Origin of the sequence: Seonamhaeicola sediminis (assembly GCF_004358095.2) — a bacterium.
GTDB lineage: Bacteria > Bacteroidota > Bacteroidia > Flavobacteriales > Flavobacteriaceae > Seonamhaeicola > Seonamhaeicola sediminis.
Window position 1 is genome coordinate 281,759 of the sequence record NZ_SMZJ02000001.1, and the last position, 21,012, is coordinate 302,770.

Annotated in this window: 12 protein-coding genes; all 12 read right to left on the reverse strand. The window is 35.9% G+C overall.

All coding sequences use genetic code 11. The annotated features are described in order from the left end of the window. Nucleotides 1–3 precede the first annotated feature (3 nt). Nucleotides 4–2,754: an alpha-L-rhamnosidase gene (locus E1J38_RS01265; RefSeq protein WP_133354676.1), complete on the reverse strand. Its 2,751-nt coding sequence runs from the start codon at nucleotides 2,752–2,754 to the stop codon at nucleotides 4–6. 6 nt (nucleotides 2,755–2,760) lie between these two features. Beyond that, the gene (locus tag E1J38_RS01270) at nucleotides 2,761–5,493 is read right to left on the reverse strand and encodes a family 78 glycoside hydrolase catalytic domain (protein WP_133354674.1); all 2,733 of its coding nucleotides are present in this window, start codon (nucleotides 5,491–5,493) and stop codon (nucleotides 2,761–2,763) included. Nucleotides 5,494–5,705: 212 nt separating this feature from the next. Then, the gene (locus E1J38_RS01275) at nucleotides 5,706–7,271 is read right to left on the reverse strand and encodes a nucleoside hydrolase-like domain-containing protein (protein WP_133354672.1); all 1,566 of its coding nucleotides are present in this window, start codon (nucleotides 7,269–7,271) and stop codon (nucleotides 5,706–5,708) included. A gap of 3 nt (nucleotides 7,272–7,274) precedes the next feature. Continuing rightward, complete coding sequence (locus tag E1J38_RS01280; RefSeq protein WP_133354670.1) at nucleotides 7,275–9,431, reverse strand: hypothetical protein; 2,157 nt, start codon at nucleotides 9,429–9,431, stop codon at nucleotides 7,275–7,277. A gap of 13 nt (nucleotides 9,432–9,444) precedes the next feature. Then, nucleotides 9,445–10,965, reverse strand: coding sequence for a nucleoside hydrolase-like domain-containing protein (locus E1J38_RS01285; protein WP_222428223.1), 1,521 nt, complete (start codon nucleotides 10,963–10,965; stop codon nucleotides 9,445–9,447). After that, nucleotides 10,940–13,117 carry a beta-N-acetylhexosaminidase family protein gene (locus E1J38_RS01290; protein ID WP_133354668.1) on the reverse strand — a complete coding sequence of 726 codons (2,178 nt, stop codon included), beginning with the start codon at nucleotides 13,115–13,117 and terminating at the stop codon, nucleotides 10,940–10,942. Before E1J38_RS01290 ends, E1J38_RS01285 begins: the two co-directional genes overlap by 26 nt. A 183-nt stretch (nucleotides 13,118–13,300) precedes the next feature. Next, nucleotides 13,301–15,940: a DUF4955 domain-containing protein gene (locus E1J38_RS01295; RefSeq protein ID WP_133354666.1), complete on the reverse strand. Its 2,640-nt coding sequence runs from the start codon at nucleotides 15,938–15,940 to the stop codon at nucleotides 13,301–13,303. A 99-nt stretch (nucleotides 15,941–16,039) separates the two neighbouring features. Continuing rightward, nucleotides 16,040–16,750 carry a fibronectin type III domain-containing protein gene (locus tag E1J38_RS01300; RefSeq protein ID WP_133354664.1) on the reverse strand — a complete coding sequence of 237 codons (711 nt, stop codon included), beginning with the start codon at nucleotides 16,748–16,750 and terminating at the stop codon, nucleotides 16,040–16,042. Between the two features lie 77 nt (nucleotides 16,751–16,827). Beyond that, nucleotides 16,828–19,023, reverse strand: coding sequence for a T9SS type A sorting domain-containing protein (locus tag E1J38_RS01305; RefSeq protein ID WP_133354662.1), 2,196 nt, complete (start codon nucleotides 19,021–19,023; stop codon nucleotides 16,828–16,830). A 293-nt stretch (nucleotides 19,024–19,316) separates the two neighbouring features. Next, on the reverse strand, nucleotides 19,317–19,637 hold the full coding sequence (locus E1J38_RS01310; protein WP_186525795.1) for a T9SS type A sorting domain-containing protein: 321 nt from the start codon (nucleotides 19,635–19,637) through the stop codon (nucleotides 19,317–19,319). A 38-nt stretch (nucleotides 19,638–19,675) separates the two neighbouring features. After that, the gene (rhaM, locus tag E1J38_RS01315; protein WP_133354658.1) at nucleotides 19,676–19,990 is read right to left on the reverse strand and encodes an L-rhamnose mutarotase; all 315 of its coding nucleotides are present in this window, start codon (nucleotides 19,988–19,990) and stop codon (nucleotides 19,676–19,678) included. A gap of 139 nt (nucleotides 19,991–20,129) precedes the next feature. Continuing rightward, nucleotides 20,130–20,921, reverse strand: coding sequence for a T9SS type A sorting domain-containing protein (locus E1J38_RS01320; protein WP_133354656.1), 792 nt, complete (start codon nucleotides 20,919–20,921; stop codon nucleotides 20,130–20,132). Nucleotides 20,922–21,012 lie beyond the last annotated feature (91 nt).

Genomic DNA, 21,012 nt, shown 5'->3' on the forward strand with positions numbered 1-21,012 from the left:
AGATTATAGTTTGGATACGAACTTATAGTGCCCTGGTTGTACTAAGAATTCATTTTTATTACCTTGGTTTGAAATCGTTTCAATGCCATCAGTTCCATCAAAAGAGCCGGTAGTTCCAGGTAGAATCACTTGAGCTGTTGTATTTGGAGGGATCATAATTTCCAACTGAAATTCGTCTCCATTGATTTCCCAAGAAGACGATGCTTCACCATAAGGCGTGTTTAATGATGCTGACGCCGAACTAAGGGGTTGCCTTGGTTCTGGAGCTATACGAATAACTTTATAACCTGCTTCTAAAGGTGCAATGGCTCCAATTCTTTCATACATCCACTCACCTATGGCACCATACGCATAATGATTTAAACTATTCATGTTTTGAGGGTTGAAACCCTCGACTTTACTGTAACTGTTCCAACGTTCCCAAATGGTGCTTGCACCTTGATTAATAGAGTAAAACCATGATGGATACGTTTCATTAAACAGTAATTTGTACATTAAATCTATTTCACCGGTTTCATCTAAAACTTGGGACAATAATGGCGTTCCCAAAAAACCTGTTCTTAAATGATTGTCGGCTTCTGCAATCTTTTTTAGTAAATTTTGTTTTGCACCTTCATGTTTTTCCTCTGGTAATAATTTGAATGCTAAAGCCAACAAATAGGAGGTTTGCGTTTCTGTAGCATTTTTTATAGTACCATCGGTATTAAAAAACTGATTACTAAACTGCTCCGAAACACTTTTATACAGCTTATAGTATGTATTATAATCGTCATTATTCCCTAAAATTTTTGCGGTTTTGGCGGTTATATGAGCCGATTGCGCAAAAAATGCGGTACCTATTACATTTAATTTAGTATCGCCTTTATTATCACCATTTTCTGGATAAGGCTGTAGCCAATCTGCAAAAAAGCCCATTTTAGAAATTAAATTCTCAGAACTTTCTTGATGGTAAGCCACCCAAGCTTTCATCATTTCAAAATTATCTTCTAAAATTTTTACATCTCCAGTCCTTTGGTAAATTTTATAAGGTATAATGGTGCAGACATCGCCCCAACCTGCACTTACTTTACCATCAAACAAAACATCGGGCACTACCCAAGGAATAGCTCCATTTTCAAACTGAGATTCACGCACACTTTGTAACCAGCTGGCCCAGAATTTATAAACATCTGCATTAAACATGGATGTTGGTCCAAACACCTGTGCATCTCCTGTCCAACCCATACGCTCATCGCGTTGCGGACAATCGGTGGGGATATCAAAAAAGTTGCCTCTCATACCCCAAACAATATTGCTTTGTAATTGATTTAATTTTTCGTGAGACGAGGTAAAGGTGCCATTTTCATCAAAATCTGAATATTGCACTATACCTGTAACCCAGTCATTTGTTGGTTCTACAGTTGTATCAAACCCACTCAACTCTACATATCTAAAGCCATGAAATGTGAATTTAGGCATCCACTCAATCACACCATCTTGTGATGCTGTGTAGTAATTTGTCGATAGCGCACTTCGGTAATTTTTGGTATAAAACGCACCATCTGGAGATAGCATTTCTGCAAAACGCACTTTTAAGGTTTCCCCTTTTTTCATAGGAACTTTCAAAAGCGGAACACCTACCATGTTCTGTTTTAAATCAAAAATTATAGTGCCATCTTTTTGAATAATCTCTTGTGTTGCTAATTCAATTTTAGACTTAACTTTAGTGTGGCGCTTAGGCTCTAAACGAATATTGTTTGTAATAGGAAAGCTGTTGACTGAACTCCAATCTTTATCGCTAAAATTATTGGTTGTCCATCCTTCCATTTCTAAATTGGCATCATAAGTTTCACCATCATAAATTTCTGAAAGACGAATGGGGCCATTGGTAGTCCCCTTCCAACTGTTATCTGAAACAATTATTTCTTTAGTGCCATCTTTCATAGTTAATTCTAACTGACATAAGACTTTAGGCGTTTCTGTATCAACCCACAATGCTTTTTTCCACCCTAATCTACTGGAATGCCACCCAGAAGCCAGTTCCACACCTATGGTGTTTTGACCAGATTCTATAACACTGGTAACATTGTAAGTAATGGTTTCTATACGCTCTTTGTAAGGTGTATAACCGGGAGGCATCACATCATCACTTACATCTTCGCCATTAATGGCTACATCAAAAACCCCTTTTGCTGTAATATACAATCTTGCAGATTCCACATCGTTAGATAACTCAAAACCTTTTCTTAAATATTGTGGTCTGTGGATAATGTTGTCCTGACTTCCCAGAATACCCTCAGCCTTCGTATCTAAACCTATCCATTGTGCTTTCCAATCATCATTGGATAATAACCCTAATTCAAAATGATTTATAGCACTCCATTCTGAAGGAGCTTCATCTTGATTCCAATACTTCACTTGCCAATATACTTTTTGGCGCGATTCCAGAGGCTTACCCTCGTATTTTACCCAAACGGACTGGTCTGTGTTTTGTTTCTCAGAATCCCATAAATCAGCATTGTTGGGTAATAAATCTTTACTAGATGCTACTACAATTTGGTATGCTGACTGATGTTTAACACCCTCTGTAGCTGGTAATTTCCAAGAAAATGTTGGAGTTGCATCATAAAATCCTAACGGATTTTTAAAACCTTCCGAAATAGTTAAATCCTTTGGTTTTTCTAGGGTAGTCTTTTCTTTGCAAGAAATAAAACTAAAAAAGACAACAGATAAGAGCGTTAATAAAATTGTTTTTTGTTTTGATTTAGTATTCATTAGGTATTAATTTAGCTTCGTTTGAAATGTATGAGTGCCCGCACCAACAATTTTTACATTGTCTGTGTCATTTTTTAATGAATTTGGTAAATGAATTTCTGCAGTTGTATTAGGAGGTATAACTACGTCTAGATTAAATATATTACCTTCTACCACCCAAGAAGATGATGCTTTTCCATAAGGCGTATTTAAACTAGCTGATGCCGATGTTAAGAAATCTACATTTGGCACAGGTGCAATCTTTATTTTTTTATAGCCTGGTTCCAAAGATGAAAGTCCTGCAATACGCTCGTACATCCATTGCCCAATAGCACCATAGGCGTAATGGTTCAGGCTGTTCATGGGTTGCTTGTTATATCCTTCTTCTATGCTATAGCTATTCCAACGTTCCCACATGGTTGTTGCCCCTTGATTGATGGAATAAAACCAAGATGGATAGGTTTCCTTAAACAGAATGTCGTACATCAAATCAATTTCTCCTATATCATCTAAGACCTTAGGCAAAATGGGAGTTCCTAAAAAACCAGTTCCTAAATGATTGTCTGCTTTTTTAATTTCTGCTAATAAATGTTGTTGCGCTTTTACTTTAGATTCTGGTTTTAACAAATCAAAATATATGGCAAGCAAGTAACTGGTTTGTGTTTGTTTTTCACCTTTATATTTACCATTATTGTCAAAAAACTTAGTTTCAAAAGCAGAAGCAACAGAACCATATAAAGCTTTGTATTTTTTTTCATCTTCTTTATTTCCTAATACACCAGCTATTTTAGATACTAAATGTGCTGAATGTGCAAAAAAAGCAGTATTAATAAACTCTTTGGGCGTATCTCCTCTGTTCCCTATTTTCCCTTCTTTAGTTGGGTAAGGCTGTAACCAGTCAGCAAAAGAATGCATATTGGGTATATAGGGTTTATCTTTCACTTTAGTTTGATAGTAACCCACCCATTTTTTTGCAGATTTATAGCTTTCTTCAAGTACGGTCTTATCACCAGTTATGTTATAAATATCCCAAGGAATGATAACACTGGCATCTCCCCAACCTGAACTAGCATTATCTCGTTGCAATACATCAGGCACTACAAAAGGCACTAAGCCATCATCATGCTCCGTTTGTGTTTCTCTTAAACTTTGTAACCAAGCAGTCCAAAAAGAATGCACATTATAATTGAACAATGACGTTGGTGCAATTACTTGAGCATCTCCCGTCCAACCTAAACGTTCGTCTCGTTGCGGACAATCAGTTGGAATATCAAAGAAATTATCTCTTAATCCCCAAGTAATATTGCTTTGTAGTTGATTTAGCTTATCATGTGAGGAAGTAAACGTTCCGTTTTTATCAAAATCAGAATGTTGCGCTAAACCTTGCACCCAACTGGCATCTGGTTTTTGTTTATCATCAAAACCACTTAACTCTAAAAATTGAAAACCATGAAATGTAAACTTAGGAGTATAGTCAATAACGCCATCTTTTGAAGCTATATAAAAATCGGTTGATTTTGCTGAACGATAATTAGTTGTATAAAATGTGCCATCTTTGAGCAACATTTCAGAAAAACGGATTGTTAAAGTATCTCCTTTTTTCATGGGAACTTTCACTTTAGGAACTCCAACTATATTTTGCTGTAAGTTAAAAATAGCCGTATTATTTTTTGCAGAGACCAATTTTACATTATCAATTGTAGTCTTAGTTTTAACTGTGTTGTGCCTTTTGGGTTGTAACTTTACAGAATCTACAATTGCCTCTGTTTCCGTTTGAATCCATGTTAAGTCATCGAAATTGGTTGTTGTCCAATTTGGCATTTCAAAGTTCGCATTATACATTTCTCCATCATAAATACTTGCTAATCGTATAGGACCATCTGTAGTGCCTTTCCAAGTTTCATCAGAAATAATGGTTTGTTTGGAACCATCTTTTAAGGTAATTTCTAACTGACATAAAATTTTTGGTGAAGCAAAATTTTCGTAAAGAGCGGTACCTCTACTAATTCGCCCTGAATGCCAACCTGATGCCAATTCTACAGCCAGAGCATTTTTTCCTGAAACCAAAACATCAGACACATCATAAGTTAATGTTTCTATGCGGTGGTTGTAGGGTGTCCAACCAGGAGGCATGACATCATTACTCACGTCCTTTCCGTTTAAGTGCACATCAAAAACACCTTTTGCTGTGATATATAATCTAGCTGATGTTACTTCAGAAGAAATTTCAAACCCCTTTCTTAAATATTGTGGCCTATGCATTAAAAATTTACGAACTCCCTTAATGCTGTCTTTAGCCGTATCTAAACCTATCCATTTTGCTTTCCAATCTGAATTATTTAACAATCCTAGTTCAAAAGTGTTAATCTCACTCCATTCTGAAACATTGCCGTCTTGATTCCAATAACGCACCTGCCAGTATACGTTTTGACGCGACTGTAACTCAGTTCCCGCATATTTTACAAAAGTAGAGTTTGAACTTTCTTGTATTTTAGAATCCCATAAATCAGGATTATTAGGTAATAAATTCTCAGAAGATGCTACAACAATTTGATACGCTTTCTGAGATTTTATATCTTCAGAAACAGGAAGTTGCCATGAAAAAGTTGGATTAGCATCGTAAAATCCAATGGGGTTTTTAAACCCCTCTGAAATTGTTAGTAATTCTGGTGCTTGATTTACTTCGTTATTACACGACAAGAAAAAAAAAGCAAAAGCCACACATAAAAATATTAAAAAAGGGAGTTTAGATTTTGTCATGAAACTGAAGTTAATTTATTAAAAACTGAGTTAAAACTGAATTCTATAAAGTTGATAAAACAGCAAAGCAAGATGCTTCTTTTTTGAAAAAAAACTATCCTGTACTGTCATTAAAAAAGGTATTTCTAAAGACAAAATATTAGTACTTTAAATAATTGTTTCATGGATTTTGGAAACATTTCAAGAGCAAGGAACCTATCATGTTGTAGTCTTTAATAATTAGTAACAATAATTACCAAGCGCCTATAATCTACTAAGGGCACAATACTGTTATTATCGAATACCTCTAATATTACATGTAACTCTTTGGTTGCTGCTTCCATAGGAATTTTAAACGACGTTTTAATATTGGTGTCATTCTTTATTTTTAAGGGTTTATTATATGGTTTTTTTCCAGCTTCGGGGTATATCCACCATTTGTAGCTCAAATTATCTCCATCTGGATCTGTAGAACCCGTAGCATCTAATATCACCTCTTCATTGTAATTATATTTTGCCTTTACAATTTGATTGGAAGTATCTCCATTCAATACAGCAACAGGACGATGATTCGCTTTACTAAAAGGATGAACGCACCAATCTATTCTTGCCTTAAAATCGCTCCAAATAGCCTTTCGCCAACGCCAACCAGCAGTATATTCATCAGCATATATTTTTCCATCATCGGGGTTTGTCCAAGTATCAATAATTGTGTTTCCATCACTATAGGCTTTATAAGGCAAGTAGGGCTGTTCATCAGCTTCAACAATTGAAAACCCTGAAGGTGGATTTGGTAATTTATTAGCAGAGTAGCGACCTCCCCAACCTCCCCATGAAGGTTCTGAAATATCAGATAATGCTGGATTAACAAGTACCAGCCAAGGTATGGTGCCGCCACCCCCAATAAAATGAAAGGTATCATCTACTTTTCTATCTGGATATAACGCGCCCAATTTACCATGATTGGTTTGCAAATTTTCTTTAAACCACTGGTGTTGCCCAAAAGGTGTGTATTCATAAGGATGCCAAATGTGAGGTCCCAAATTAGCATTGGATGGCCCTCCAAAACTTTTATTCTGATGGGTAGCCCGAATATAAAATAAGTCCGGAAATTCATGGCAAATCCAAGCACCACTTTCATCTTGTCCGGAATTATCGTAAACCCTTAATTTAGAAACAAGTGTTTTTAATTTTTCTTTTTGATGATTATTTCTTAGGTCGAATAAAGCTTGCGCCAGCGTATTCATACCGCCATTTGAAAGCACAAAAATAGGTCTATCATCATCTTTTAAAACAGCCTCTACTATTAATTTAGCCCCTTCACTTGTTTTTCCCGCTCCTACATCTTTCATTCCATTGCCTTCTTGACCCGAAGCTACAATACTATGCAGATACTCTGGCGTTTTCCATCCTTTTTCGTGTAATTGAAGATTCGAGTATACCTTTTTATAACCATCAATATAATAATGAAACAACTCGGGCATTAATACTTTTACGGTATCTTTGGGGTTTGGTCTAAAATAGCGACCAGTTACGGCTATTAAGCCTTCTAAATCAAACTTATTTGAGTACATTAACAGATGTACAAGTTGTTGTTCATCGTCTGGATCGTGACCTATATCAGACATTAAAATGAATCTATTTTTGTTCGAATTTTGGTCTATTTCTGTTACGGACGACGATATTTCAGGATTGGTATTGATATCTTCTTTGTTTCCATCTTTTTCTTGGTTGTTATCCTTACAAGAGCACAACACAACTATTAAAAGACTATAAATAATAAATCTGTCAACCATCATATATTAGTTTAATTCTTTAATTGATTTAATGTCTAATGCCTTTAACCAATGTAATTCCGCTTCCACTTCTTCCTGAACAATAGACCAATGGAATACATTACTATCTACTCGATATCCCTTATGCTCTATGGTAACAGGTTGATAAACAGGTTTAGTAACATCAACTAATTTTGACCAATTTTTTGTGGCCTTTTCTAACCACAAGATAGCCTCTTGATGAAACACTTTGTTTTTTGTATTTACATATTGCTGATATGCCACAGCAGATTTTAATTTATCGGAAAAATAAAGTCCTAAATAAGCCCATGCTTGAATATCTGATTTTTCATAAAGCAGATCTATATCAGTCTCAGGATATATTGGTTCTACTATTTTTAAAGCTTCATTACAGAATACATTTAAAGAATCAGCCAATTGGATGGGTGTGATTTTTCCAGGAGCCACATTCTTTCCAGATTCGATAAATTCTTTGACACCAACATAACGCGGGTCCATAGGCGTTCTATTGGCCAAAGTTTTCAATGATAACAATTTTACAGCAGGAGGGCCATCATTAAAACCTAACATACCTTCTGAATATAGGGTGAAATCCCATTTGGCATTCCAGTATGAGGCTATAATTAGCGGTACTTTGCTAGCTTTAGACTGTCCTTCAAATAAATCTTTTCCGTAGTTAGGAAAACGATTTTCAAAAGCTTTAATAAAATAAGTATCTGGTGTGCTAGGATTATAAAGTAAATGCCCCCATACTTTATAAAACATCCATTGTCTTTCGAAGGCATACTTAGCAGAAGCGCCGTCTAGTGAGGTTATAAAATCTTTGGCAGGAATGTATGTTTCTGAACCCACGTAATAACCATTAACATAAGGGTGCACATTCTCAGCAATATGTTGTCTTATAAAATCAGGTTGCCCCCAGCGAAGAATAAAAAAATCTTCATTGCGAATCATCCACGCCAAATAATAATTTTTAGGCATTGGGTTCCAGTAAGTATCTTTAAGCTCACCACCATGTACTTTCACTAATTTAGGTGTTGAATGTCCGTGAGACCAATTAAATTTCAGTTCTATATTTATGGGACCATCAAAACAGGTTAAGGTATCTAAAGTTCGGCGAGTTAACCTTTCAACCGATACATCTGTAGAACCACCACTACCCATGCCTGCCGAAAGTGGTACTCGATGTATAAATTTTATTTTACGCTTAGCTTGCCTTGCACCTTCAACCACCGTTTCCAAAACCCACTTTTCTCTTTTCTCTGCTGTCATCCCACCCATGCCTTCACCTAGGGTAATTCCCAAACCGGTAAGGTCTGGATATTTATCAATGGTTGCTCTGACGCATTCACGCATGTAATCTTTTACTATTTCGGAGGTATCACCAACACCTACATGGGTTTCTTTCTTGATAGAAATTTGAGACACCTTGTGATGCTCAGCAAATTCTTTAGAAACGAAAATATTCCAGTTGACCATATAAGTTTCAATACCACGGTCTTTAGCCATTCTAAAAAGTGTATGCCATAAAGTTTCCCATGTCTTCATCTCTTCGTCTGAAAGACTACAGGCTTCAGGATATTTTTCGGTTTTAACCATTCTACTAAATGGATGTAAATTCCATAAGGTTAACTTGTTAAAACGATTTTCAGCCATCATATCTAAAAAATCCCTCCAAAACAGTGTGTCTTTACAAGTTTGGGTATGCTCTCGTAATGTTTTACTACTACGATAGGCTTCCCAAGGCAAATTAAATTTTAGCGCTCTAAAAGCTAAATTTGGTACTTCTTCTTTGTTTTTAATGGTTCTGTTACCGGTTGCTAGTTGTTCTTTAATATCTAATAAACCGTACATAATGCCCGTAGCATCACCTCCAGTAACCGTGACCAAATTGTCATGCGCTCTTATAGAAAAAGCTTCTGGTTTTAAAGCTGAAGAGTCTAAGACCGTTTTTATAATTAACGCATCTTTATTTTTAGCTATGGTAATGGTATTTTTTTCTGAGAAATCTATCAGCTTATCAATACCATGCAATACTTGTGGGGAATTGATAGTATTTTGGATATTAATGGTGAATGCTGATTCTTTTTTACAACCAATGCATAGCACAAGCACCATGAATGCAATGATTAGTAAGCTTAGATTTTTTTGGATGAACTTCATAATTTCAAAACTATTACTCAACGCTTAGTACGATACGTCTATAATCGTGTAAGGAAGCAATTTTATTATTGTCTTCAATTTCGAGAATGATATGAATGGTTTTACCTGAAGCATCCTCTGGGACCGTAATCTCAGTAATAGCCTTCGAAGGATGCTTAATAATTTTACTGTTGCCTGTATAAGTTCCTGCCTCATTATAAACCCACCATTTAAAGGTAATATTATCACCATCTGGGTCGAATGAAGCGGACGCGTCTAATGACATGACCTCTCCTGCAGCTGCTTGTATAAAATGAATCTTTTCAGTTTTATCAGAATTTATTGCAGCAACTGGATGATGATTTGCATTTTCATAGGATTCTATGCACCAATCCATTCTGCATTGAAAATCGTTATAATAGGCTTGTCGCCATCTCCAAACTGGAGTGTAAATTGAATTGTAGATTTCTTTTGTTTCAGGATCTTTCCATTCATCTGAAACTTCAGTATATAAATAATAATCTCCATAAGTAACCTCATCTGCCCTTACACTTTCGTGTCTAGAAGGCACATTCTTAATAGGTTTTTCTGAAAATCTACCGCTCCAGCCACCCCAACTGGGTTGACTAATATCAGATAAACCCTGATGCATAAGTCCTAACCAAGGAATAGTGCCTCCGCCCTCTATAAAAGCCAATCTACCTGTTGGTGTTTGCCTTAAAGGAAATAATCTACCTAATGCGCCATGATTTTTAATATGCTCTAGCGCCCACTGATGTTGCCCTGTGGCATTATAAGCATAAGGTTTCCAAGTGTGAGGACCTTTTTTATCAGCGTCTGGGTCATTTCCCCAGGCCCAAGCAGGCCCACCATAAGCATAGGTTTGATAGTTGCTTCGTGTCCAGTGTATTTCTGGATAATGAGCACAAATCCATGCACCTGCATTATCTTGCGCCCCATTTTCAAATACTCTGAGTTTATTTAATATCTTCTTTAAAGCTACTGCCGAATGGCTTGCCTTAAAATCATTTAAGGCCTGTGCTAATGTGTTAGAACCGGCATTCACTACAATATAAATTAAACGCGAATCCTTCTTTTTAAAAATTTCAATTAATAACTCTGACCCCTTAGTACTTTTGCCTTCACCAACATCGCCCATACCATATCCAGGTTGCCCCGGGGCCACAATAGTTCTTAAATAGGCTGGTTCTGGATAACCCTTGGCATGTATTTTCAAGTTTTCAAAAACCTGTTCATAGCCGTTAATTAGGTTTTCAAACAAATCTGGATAAAGTCTTTGTCTTTCAACTAATCTATGTTGATTATGCAAATACTTGCCGCTTACGGCAATGAGTCCTTCAAGGTCAAATTCATTGGAACACATAAGCATGTGAGCCATTTGTTGTTCTTCATCGGGTTCATTACCCATATCTGCTAATATCACCAACCGGTGCTTTGAAGATTGACTCAAAGCATACTGTCCCAAACAAATAAGAAAACCAAATGCTATTATTTTTAAAACATTCATATCATGGCTCATTTCTTGCAATTTCAATATCCTGTTTTACCCATTCGGTGATTTGTTTCCAATCTACAACACCTACTCTATTGGTCCATAAAGGGTTATGGTTTTGCAACATGGCTTGCGAGACATATTGGTTCCAAAACTCAAAAGCATTTTCTAAAGCTTTTACTGCCATTTCTTGATACTCGTTTTTATTAGAATCTCTAAATAAAGCTAGATACGTGGCGCCCTCAATTTTATAAGCGTAATATTTTCCTAAAAATGACACTGTTTTAATATCGTTTAAAGTGAATTGTAATTCTTTATCGTTGGTTTTTTCAATTCCCTCCAATTCTTTCAAAGCACTTTCTGCAACAGTAATAAGTTTTTCTGAAACCTGTAAAGGAGATTTTAAAGTAGTGGTGCTTCCTTCAGAAATCATTTTTACATAGTCTGGAATGGATTGATTTCCTGATTTAGGATGCACACCTAGCGAGATAAAACGGTTTACATCATGAAATCCAGTTTCATTTTCTGCTTGCTGGGGCCTACTTTTACAACCTTCTATATACCACTGAAAATCAAGGCTTCCCCAATGAAATCCAGTAGTTATCGGATAAACCATAGACGCATTTTGCCATGCAGAAAATAATTTGTCAGCATCAATACCCGAAAACCGACTTGATAATATATCTCTAAATCGTTCATTGGATATTGTAGGGTCATAACTTAACCTGCCCCATAACAACCATTGATACCAATGTTTAACCACCTCAATTTGATTGGGTGTTTCAGGTACTTTAGTTAAAAAGTCTCGCCCCCAAATCCATTGGTCTGAACCAAAATAAATACCTTTAGCAACATCCTCATAGGGTAAATTATTAATAAATTCCCGGGTAAAATCTGGAGCGCCCCATCTAAAGTAAAAGGTGTCGTCATTACGCAAGCCCCATAACGTTTTCATGCCTTCTATTTGTTGTAAATAATTGGCATTTTCATGATACGGTTGCTGGGTAGCACTATATACATGGGCTTTAGCATATTTGAAACAGAATAAAAATTCTATATTTTCAGCCTCAACAACAGCCTTAAACTTTTCTGCAATTTCTTTGGCTCCTGATTGATGTTGCCGGTGTATAAATTTAAATTGTCGCTCTGGCATTTCCTTAGCTACATCTAAAATTCCCTTGGCATAGGTATCATAGGCCCAATCTTCCTTTTCTTCCCATGAAGCTCCATGCATATTTTCTCCAGTGGTGAGTCCAATTCCGGCCAAATCTGGATAGGTGATAAACATCTGCTTGATGCTTTTTCTGAAATAATCCGTGGTAACTTCATTATCTCTATCATCTGTAATACCATATTTTCCTTGGGTGCCGTAGTCAAAAATATTCCATGTGATGATATGGAAATCAATGTTTCTACGCTTACCATAGGCCATTACTTTTTTCCAAAACTCAATTTTCTCATCTATAGTAATATTTTTTAACACCTCTACATTTTCTAAAATTTCTGGTGCATCAAAGCCAATACCCATCAAATTATAATATTCCTTCCAATCTGTTGTAGAACGTTGTACATCATCCAAAGCAACGTCTTCATATCCTGGCACTTTTACTAACGAGGGAAACGGGTGCAAACTCCATAATGAAATATAGTTATATCGATACCGCGCCATAGTATCTATATAATCTTTCCAAAAGTTGAAATCCCACATGTGCGGTATATTATGCTGTGCCGCATCACAAACATCGGTATAACTGGGTGTGCGTACATCTAAGGGTATGTTAAATTTAGGTCCACGCATTTCCAAATAAGGATTCCTAATCATAGATTTTACGCCTTCCAGCCCGTAAAGCCTTATTTGTTCAGCAAGTTCTAAAGTTCCGTACATTAATCCTGCTTCGTCGTATCCAATGACTTCTAGTTTGTTTTTAGAATTATTAATCCGAAAGCCTTCAGAAACCAATGTATCTAAAGCTTGAATCCTTAGAATTATATCAGGCTCAACCTTACTTGTAGAATCGATAATCTTGCAAAACCCTTCCAATACAGATTCAACATCCTGTAGGGCAAATGACACTTGTGGCGCATCTGATAGCGTGGTAATATTTACTATGGTTTGTTTGCTGTTACAGGAAAAAAATAAAAGACATTGAACTAAACAAAAAACAACATAAGTCTGGAAAGTATTTTTTCTCATTTGATAGTGGTATGATTTTTAATTTCTTAAATCTATTACTTAAAAAAAAGATGTTCATCCTGCTCTTTACTGTAATACTATTTTTTAAAAGAAAAAGCCATACAATTTTAAATTGCATGGCTTTTAAAGCTATTTAGTTATGTATACTAGTATTATATCAAGAAAACATTTTTATGTTTCAAATTAATGTTTTACTAGTTTAACAAAAACTGGTTTCTCTAAGTTTAATTTTACAAAGTAAATCCCATTAGGTTTATCCGTAATATTTATGAAAAATTTTCCAGAATTGAGTTGCTGTTTATTTACACCAATTAATTGCGAATGCATATTGTAGATTTCTACATCAACAACTTTTATATTATTTGGCACAAAAATTTCAAACATTCCAGATGATGGGTTAGGGTAAGCCCTAAGATCTTCAAGCAAATTGATGGTTTTAGACATTTTTCCTTGACATGCATCCTTACCTTTAACTTCAAGATTATCTCCATGATTCACATCAATAGTGAAATGAGATTGATAGGTCTCTAATATTTTTTCACCATTCTTGTATACGGTGTAAGGAGCAGCACCAGAATTAACCGAAACCTGAACAGACTTTTTAACCACTTGTATTTTTCCGGTTAAATTTACGCCACTAGCAATAGTAACTTCATAACACTGCTCAAACTCTTCACCATCAACGGTTATACATAAATCATAAGTTCCTGGTGAAAGATTTTCAATGGTGGTAGTATCATTGAAATTGTAAGTTACTCCATTAATAGTTGCTATATAGTCAAAGGTAGCATTAGCACTAATAAGAACTTTACCATTTTGTTTATTTACACAAGTTTCCCCCACCGTTTCAATAGTGAAGTTATTAGCTGGTAATTCCAAAGGTCCAGGTACTATCTCAAATGCCGCAATGGATGCCGAAGCAGATTCTTGACCTGCTAACATATTCACAATATTAAAGCGAAGTTTACGGGTAACAATAAGGTCAAAATTAACAATCTTTTCAGTACCAATTTCAGATTCTGTAACAAGTTCTGTCCACTGGTTATTATCCCAATATTCTAATGTCCAATCTTTAATTCGCGTAGAAGCTTCTTTTAGAGTTATCCCTTTAACCGTTTTGTTAATACCTAAATCTAACATGAGCCACTCTCCAGTTCCAGGATTTTCAGATTCCCAAAATGTAGCATCTTTGCTATCATTTGCTAATTTAGCTTCGGCATTCATCTTAGATGACGATGCCGACATATACCCATTATAAAGTCGCAATTGCAACTGGGCATCGAATAAAGAATTAGGATACACTTGCTGACCACGCAACTCATCTAAACCTTCATTTTTAAACGTTATATTTTCTCCTGCACCTACCTGAAAACCAATAAAAAGAGGGTTTGGAAACGTATGGGTTCTTCTTTCCGATGTGTTGGAAATAAACCAAAAATCGTAAAGCCTACTGGTAAAAAAAGCATCATGCTTAAAGTTCCAAAATGTTAAATAGGGGCCACTATTGGGGTAAGAGGTCTCTGCACCACCATTACCTAGAAGCTTTCCTCCCTGAATATTATCCAATAAATTGGCATATGGGTGAGAGGCATGACAATCTATGGATTGATCGGGTTGCATGGGACAATTTGTAAAAACTGAACTTGTGGTACTCCACCGCATTCCTGGTCCATGCAACATACCTTTTCTACCATTAACAAGACCTTGATCTGCATTATCAAAACAATTCTCGAAAAGCACACCATAACTATATCTAGAAAAATAGCTTGTATGACCTCTTTTACCAGAAATATCAATATTTTTAACAGTTACTGCCATACTTCTATCAATAAAAATATCTTCATTCCAATCTTTAAAATGGCAATTTTTAATCCATCCATTTACAACATTTGTAAAAAACAAAGCTTGCCAAGCATAGTCTACGATATCATTAGCATGGTGTACGAAGTTTTCAGGATAATCTTTCCAACCACTTGTAAATAATATATCTTCTACCCCAACCTCTTCTATGGTTTGAAAAGTTTTAAGTACCGTTGTAGAAGACACTGGCATATTTAGTTGTACTGGGTTTTTAAAGGTTACTTTATTACCAGATATTTTGGTAATTAAATGTTTTTCAAAAGGACGAATACCATCTCTATTAATAATGGTCCATCTTGTATTAGGTATTAACCCAGGCATATTGGCCTCTAGATTATCTGTTGTTTTTTGAAATAAATCTACATATTGCCCTACTGATAGATTGGCAGTATTGGCCACCTGAACTTCAAAATCACCCTTTTTTATCTCTGCAGTTACCTGGGTGATATCATTTGAATCTGTATTGGATGGTTTAAACATAAAGCGATAATGCGTTGAACCACTACCAAATTTATTTTCATTAAATTTATCTGCATATATCTCTGTACCTCCAACTCCTGTTCCTGCTCCTTTCAAAACAATATTACTACCACTAATAATGATGGGTTGCGTTTTTGTAGTTTCGCTAGAAACGATGTATCTGCCAGCTGGAAAAAAGACCACTGTGGGTTGAGTACTTGCCTCAGCAGCATCAATAGCTGCTTGTATCCCTGCATCGTCATAACCTGTATCATCAGGAATGGCTCCATAATCGGTTACGCTTATCGTATTCCAACCAGATACATCGGGCAATTCTTTTTCTGAAAAGTGATACCCCGTATATGAAAAGTCGTTTAATGTTGCTTCAGACAGGTTTCCTGTTAACTTTTTTTCTGCAAAGTCAACCCAAGAAGGTGCCTCTATATTTTGCGCATAACTAACAATCCCCAATAAAAAGAAAACGAAATAAGTTAATTTTTTCATAGCTATAATACCAATATTGATTTATTCAAGGTTACAATCTAAACATAAAAGCACTCCACTTTAATAGTTTGTTAGAAATGCGAGTCCTATTTCTAAAAATTACTTCGTAGTAAAACTCCAAATTTGCCCTATTGTAGTACCACCATTACCATCTTTAACTACTATCTTGAAATAATAGGTAGATGCTGCACTTAATCCTGTGGCCTCATAGGTAGTCCCTGATTGACCCTCTGATACTTTGGTGGTTGGGTTGCTATTGGTATCTAAATACACATCATAACTCAAAGTATCACCATCGACATCACTAGCGGTCCAACTCAAGGTGGTACTCGTGCCATCTATCTCTGAATTCAATGCTGGCCCTACTAACTCTGGTGCAAATGGTAAATGATTAGACACACCATCGCCCTCAGTCAAAAACTGACTAACCGATGAATAAGCACTCTCTGCGCCTTTAATGTCTCTGGCCTTTAAGCGCCAATAATAGGATTTACCCTTGTCTAAAGTTATAACCCTAGAGGTTGAGGAACTGGATACATCATGTGCCAACGATGAGAAATCACTGCTCTCTGATACTTCAACTCTATAGGTTATCGCATTGCCTTCACTATCGGTAGAAGCATTCCATTCAAATACCACATTGTTGTCTATACACAAGGTATTACTCAATGGGTACACCTGCGTTGGAACCGTGGGCGCCGTGTTTTCTACATCTGGATCTGGTCCTGGTCCGCCATCGCCATCACCGCCGCCACTACAGGACATTAAAACACTTATTAATACGCCTAAATATAAATATGCCTTTTTCATCTTTTTAAGTTTATTGTTTTTCTTAGGTAAAATGGAATTCGCTATAAGCTTACTATTGCTTATAACTCATTTCATCTTTACTTCTTTATTAATTTTATGAATACTGGTTTTTTTGAATTTATTTTTACAAAATAGATACCTCTGGGTTTATCTGATATATCTAAATGAACTTTTCCTCCATTGACCTTACTGGTATTTGTGCTTATTAATTGTGAATGGATATTGTAAACCTCTAAATCTATGGTCTCCATACCACTAGGAATGTATAACTCAAACACACCACTGGATGGGTTGGGATACGCTTTTATATCTTCTAGTAAATTGATGGTTTTTGACATGAGGCCTTGGCAGGCTGCTTTACTCTTTACCTGAATCTCATCGCCATGGTCTACCGCTATTGTAAAATTAGTTTGAGTAGTCTCAAATAATTCTACACCATTTTTATAAACCTTGTACGGGCCTGCACCTGAGGTTACGGATACACTGGCTGATTGCTTCACAACCGATATTTTACCAGTCATACTGACGCCACCTTCAATAGTTACTTCATAGCAATGGCTGTAATTTTCGCCAACCACGTCAATACAAAAATCATAAGTGCCTGGAGTTACATCCTCAATCGTCAATTCCTTAGTAAAATTATAATCTACTCCATTGATGGTGGTTGCATAATCATGTGTAGCATGGCCTGTAATAATAAGCTTTCCGTTGTTCTTATCTGCACAGGTCTCCCCAACTGCCTGAATGGTAAAGTTATTAGCCGCTAAGGGGTCTTGAGGTACGATGCCTAAATCTATGATTTGTAGGTACAAGGGCATTGCACTGCCTGAGGTATCCTCCATAAGATAATAGTACACTTTACCATCCTTTATATTTACTACACCATGATCAAAAGTTCTACCTGTTGTAGCCTCATAAACTCTTTGAAAGTTATTGGTGCCTCCTGCTGTTTTATCTACAAAAACACGTCCATTATTTAATCCGATTAGGTAAACATCGTTACCTGACGTATACAACGCTGACCCTCCCGAAAAATCCTCTGAAGTAATAAAATCTCCCGTTCCTGATGGTTGATAGGTGTGCAAATATTTTGTAACGTTATTTTCATTGTCTCTAACTCTACTAATAAAATGTACATCGCCATTACCCGTAACCGTCCAATCAAAATTACCTACAATATGTACTTTATCTTTTTGAGTTGTTGCTACATAATCTCCTGGTTCCATTACCTTTATAACATCAGCATCCCATAATGGTAGGTCAAATGGTTCTCCTTTGTAATTTTTCCACCCTGTGGCTCCACTAGGATCATCTGAATACGCATAATAAATACCGTTTTGGTACTGATATTTATCATCATTGTTAGAAGATCTACGCTGGAAACCGATTCGTATTTTTCCATTGGCATATTTAATATCGCCATACAAGCCCCAGTTATAAGTTATCCCAGATTGACTTTTTGCATTTAATCTATTAAAATCTATGAAATTACCCCAAGTACCTGAAGCCGCATCATATTTGCTAAACTTGTACATACCATTATTGTTTCCCCCTTCTCGCATAAAAAATAGAAGATCGCCTTCGTCATTAAGAAAAAAGCTTGGGTAAGTTAAGGCTACAAATTCAGATTGTGCTACGCTTCCGGGTGTGCGCAAATGCTTGTAATCTCCATCCACCCCATTATCTTTCACAAACTTATCCAAAGTAAATTCACTATCTGCTACGGTAGCAGCGTTTGGAACCGAATAGGAATATCTAAAATAATCATTAGCTAGACTTCCATCTGAAGGCCTAGAGGCACTGTAAGCGTGCATATCATATAACAGATGAATAGTTCCATCTTTAGGGCTTATACCTACAGCACAGGTATTATGAGATTCACCAATCCAGTATCTATTTTGATAGCCTGTGTGCCTATGCGGAAATTCTATTGTAGCAACAACTCCAGTAACTTTATTGTATCGAGAAAGCATTAAATGACGGTCTGCCTTAGGACCACGATACCAAGTCATGAACACAAAATCCCCAAAAGATTTCACAGCATCACCATGTGCCGAAATGTTGCGCCCAAAGAAAAAATCATAAGGTGCATTATCTCCAGTATTTGGAGCACCGCCTGTGACCTTACTACCATTAAAATGCAAACCTAAATCGGTTATTTTGACTTCGGTTTCTAAGACAACTTGGGCTCTTAGCATACTTGAAGATACCAGTAGCATCCACAAAAATACCATCGCCTTTATTCTCCAATGGAATGTGCAATTTTTTTTCATAAGTAGTTTTTTTCTTATTATAGCTTAGGATAACTTTGTAAAATTACAAATTTTAATATTCAAATTATCCTGTAGTGTGCTGCTTAGAAATATTGGGGGGGGGGGAAATCTAAGAACGCACGTAATCAAAGATAATACAAACTGAAAATTATTTGAACATATCATCCATAAAAAACCATAATACTCTTTTATTTACTGAATAAACACGCTAGAATAACTTAACTGAACTCCATTTGAAAATACAACTCAAAAAATTTCATAAACTCGTACACGGTTGTAAATATCTTAAAAACCTATCGCACCACTAGCTTTGAATGATGTACTCTTTGGAAATCATCAATCACCTTTATAAAGTATACACCAGAAGTAAAGTGTCCGTTGTTTTCAATAACTAGTCTACCTTCAGTCATGTTCCTTACATAAATCACTTTTCCGAGCATATTGTGTATCACAATATTGGCTTTATCAATACCGTTTAGGGTTATGGTAAAATTTTTGGACGTAGGGTTAGGAAATACACTAATATTAGCAGGGTTTACTTCAATGTCTTCTGTACTTAAAGTTGTTGACTCTACAACCCATTTAGATCTGTCGTCACTCGCGTTTGTGAGCATATTGAATTTTGTCAAAATGCACAATGGGTGTAACTCCATTATTCCATATAAAACACCTCTTCTAAAGGTATAGAAACGGGTGAATTATCTGGGTTTACTTCCATGATATCTGCCATAAAATCCCACCATTTTTTCACAATGGGATTATTAGCTAAATCTTGCGAACCTCCTTCACCAGACACCTTTTGAAACGCAAATAAGGTACTGGTTTCTTCATCTAAAAAAATAGAATACTCACTTACACCACTATCTTTTAATAGTTTTTTTAACTCTGGCCAAAGTTGGTCATGCCTGGTCTTATAAGCTTCTTTTTGACCTTTATTTAATTTCATTTTAAATGCTAATCTTTGCATAATGTCATAACGCTTTTATTTCTTAGTTTAAAATCCTTTTAAAGATACGTTAGATTTTTGATTTTTGGTTTAAAAAAAACATTCTATCTTAAACTAAGATAGAATGTTTTAATAAAAATTATTTTAAGTAAAGCCTTATTTATTGCTTTACAATCTTTTTAGTAAATGAAGAACCATTATCACCTTTCATTTTAACAAGATACATACCGCTAGCTAATGGGCTTACGTTTAAGTTAAGTGAAGACACACCATTTACCTTTTTTTCCATAACCTCTTTACCAATTAATGAGTATACAGAAACCTGCTTTACATTAGTAGTTAAACCTTTAATGGACAACACGTCATTTACTGGGTTAGACACAAATATTGAGCTTGTATCAAAACTTTCATTACTTAATGATGTTTCAAGAATAAAATCAAAGACCATTTTAGTTCCTCCACCAAAAAACATGTTAGTACCTGCTGAAGTGCCATTGTTTTGAATTCTTCTAAAAACACTTGAGCCTTCCCATCCTGTACCAGTATTATCACTTGTAAGAAAGATTGTTGTTCCTCCATCTCTAAACTGCCACCTGTCTTGTTGTCCTGATGCCATTGCTTCAGTTCCAAAACCAAGAGTACCACTAGTACCGCTAGTATCATTTGGCTGAAGTGCTCCTTCTCCAGGCATTTGAGACGTAATAGACCAATCGGTACCGCTTGGATGGGCTACAATTGTAAACAACTGTGTATCCTCATTACCAGCAGTTGCTGCCGCCTGATACTTTGCGTTGTTAACTCCACTGTCTTGTGTGAGAAAAGTTTCTGGACTTGTTCCATTAACTTTGATTTTGTAAATACCTGGTGTACCATCAAAAGCCTGCCCTTGCACCTGCAACGCAAACGTAGTTAGTAATAAAAAAGCAATAGCTTTAAGAGTAGTTTTTTTCATAATAAAAATGTTTTAATTAGTAAACTGGATTAATAATACTTAAATTTAATTGATTAACAAACTATCCTGCCGCATCCTGTAAAACAGATTA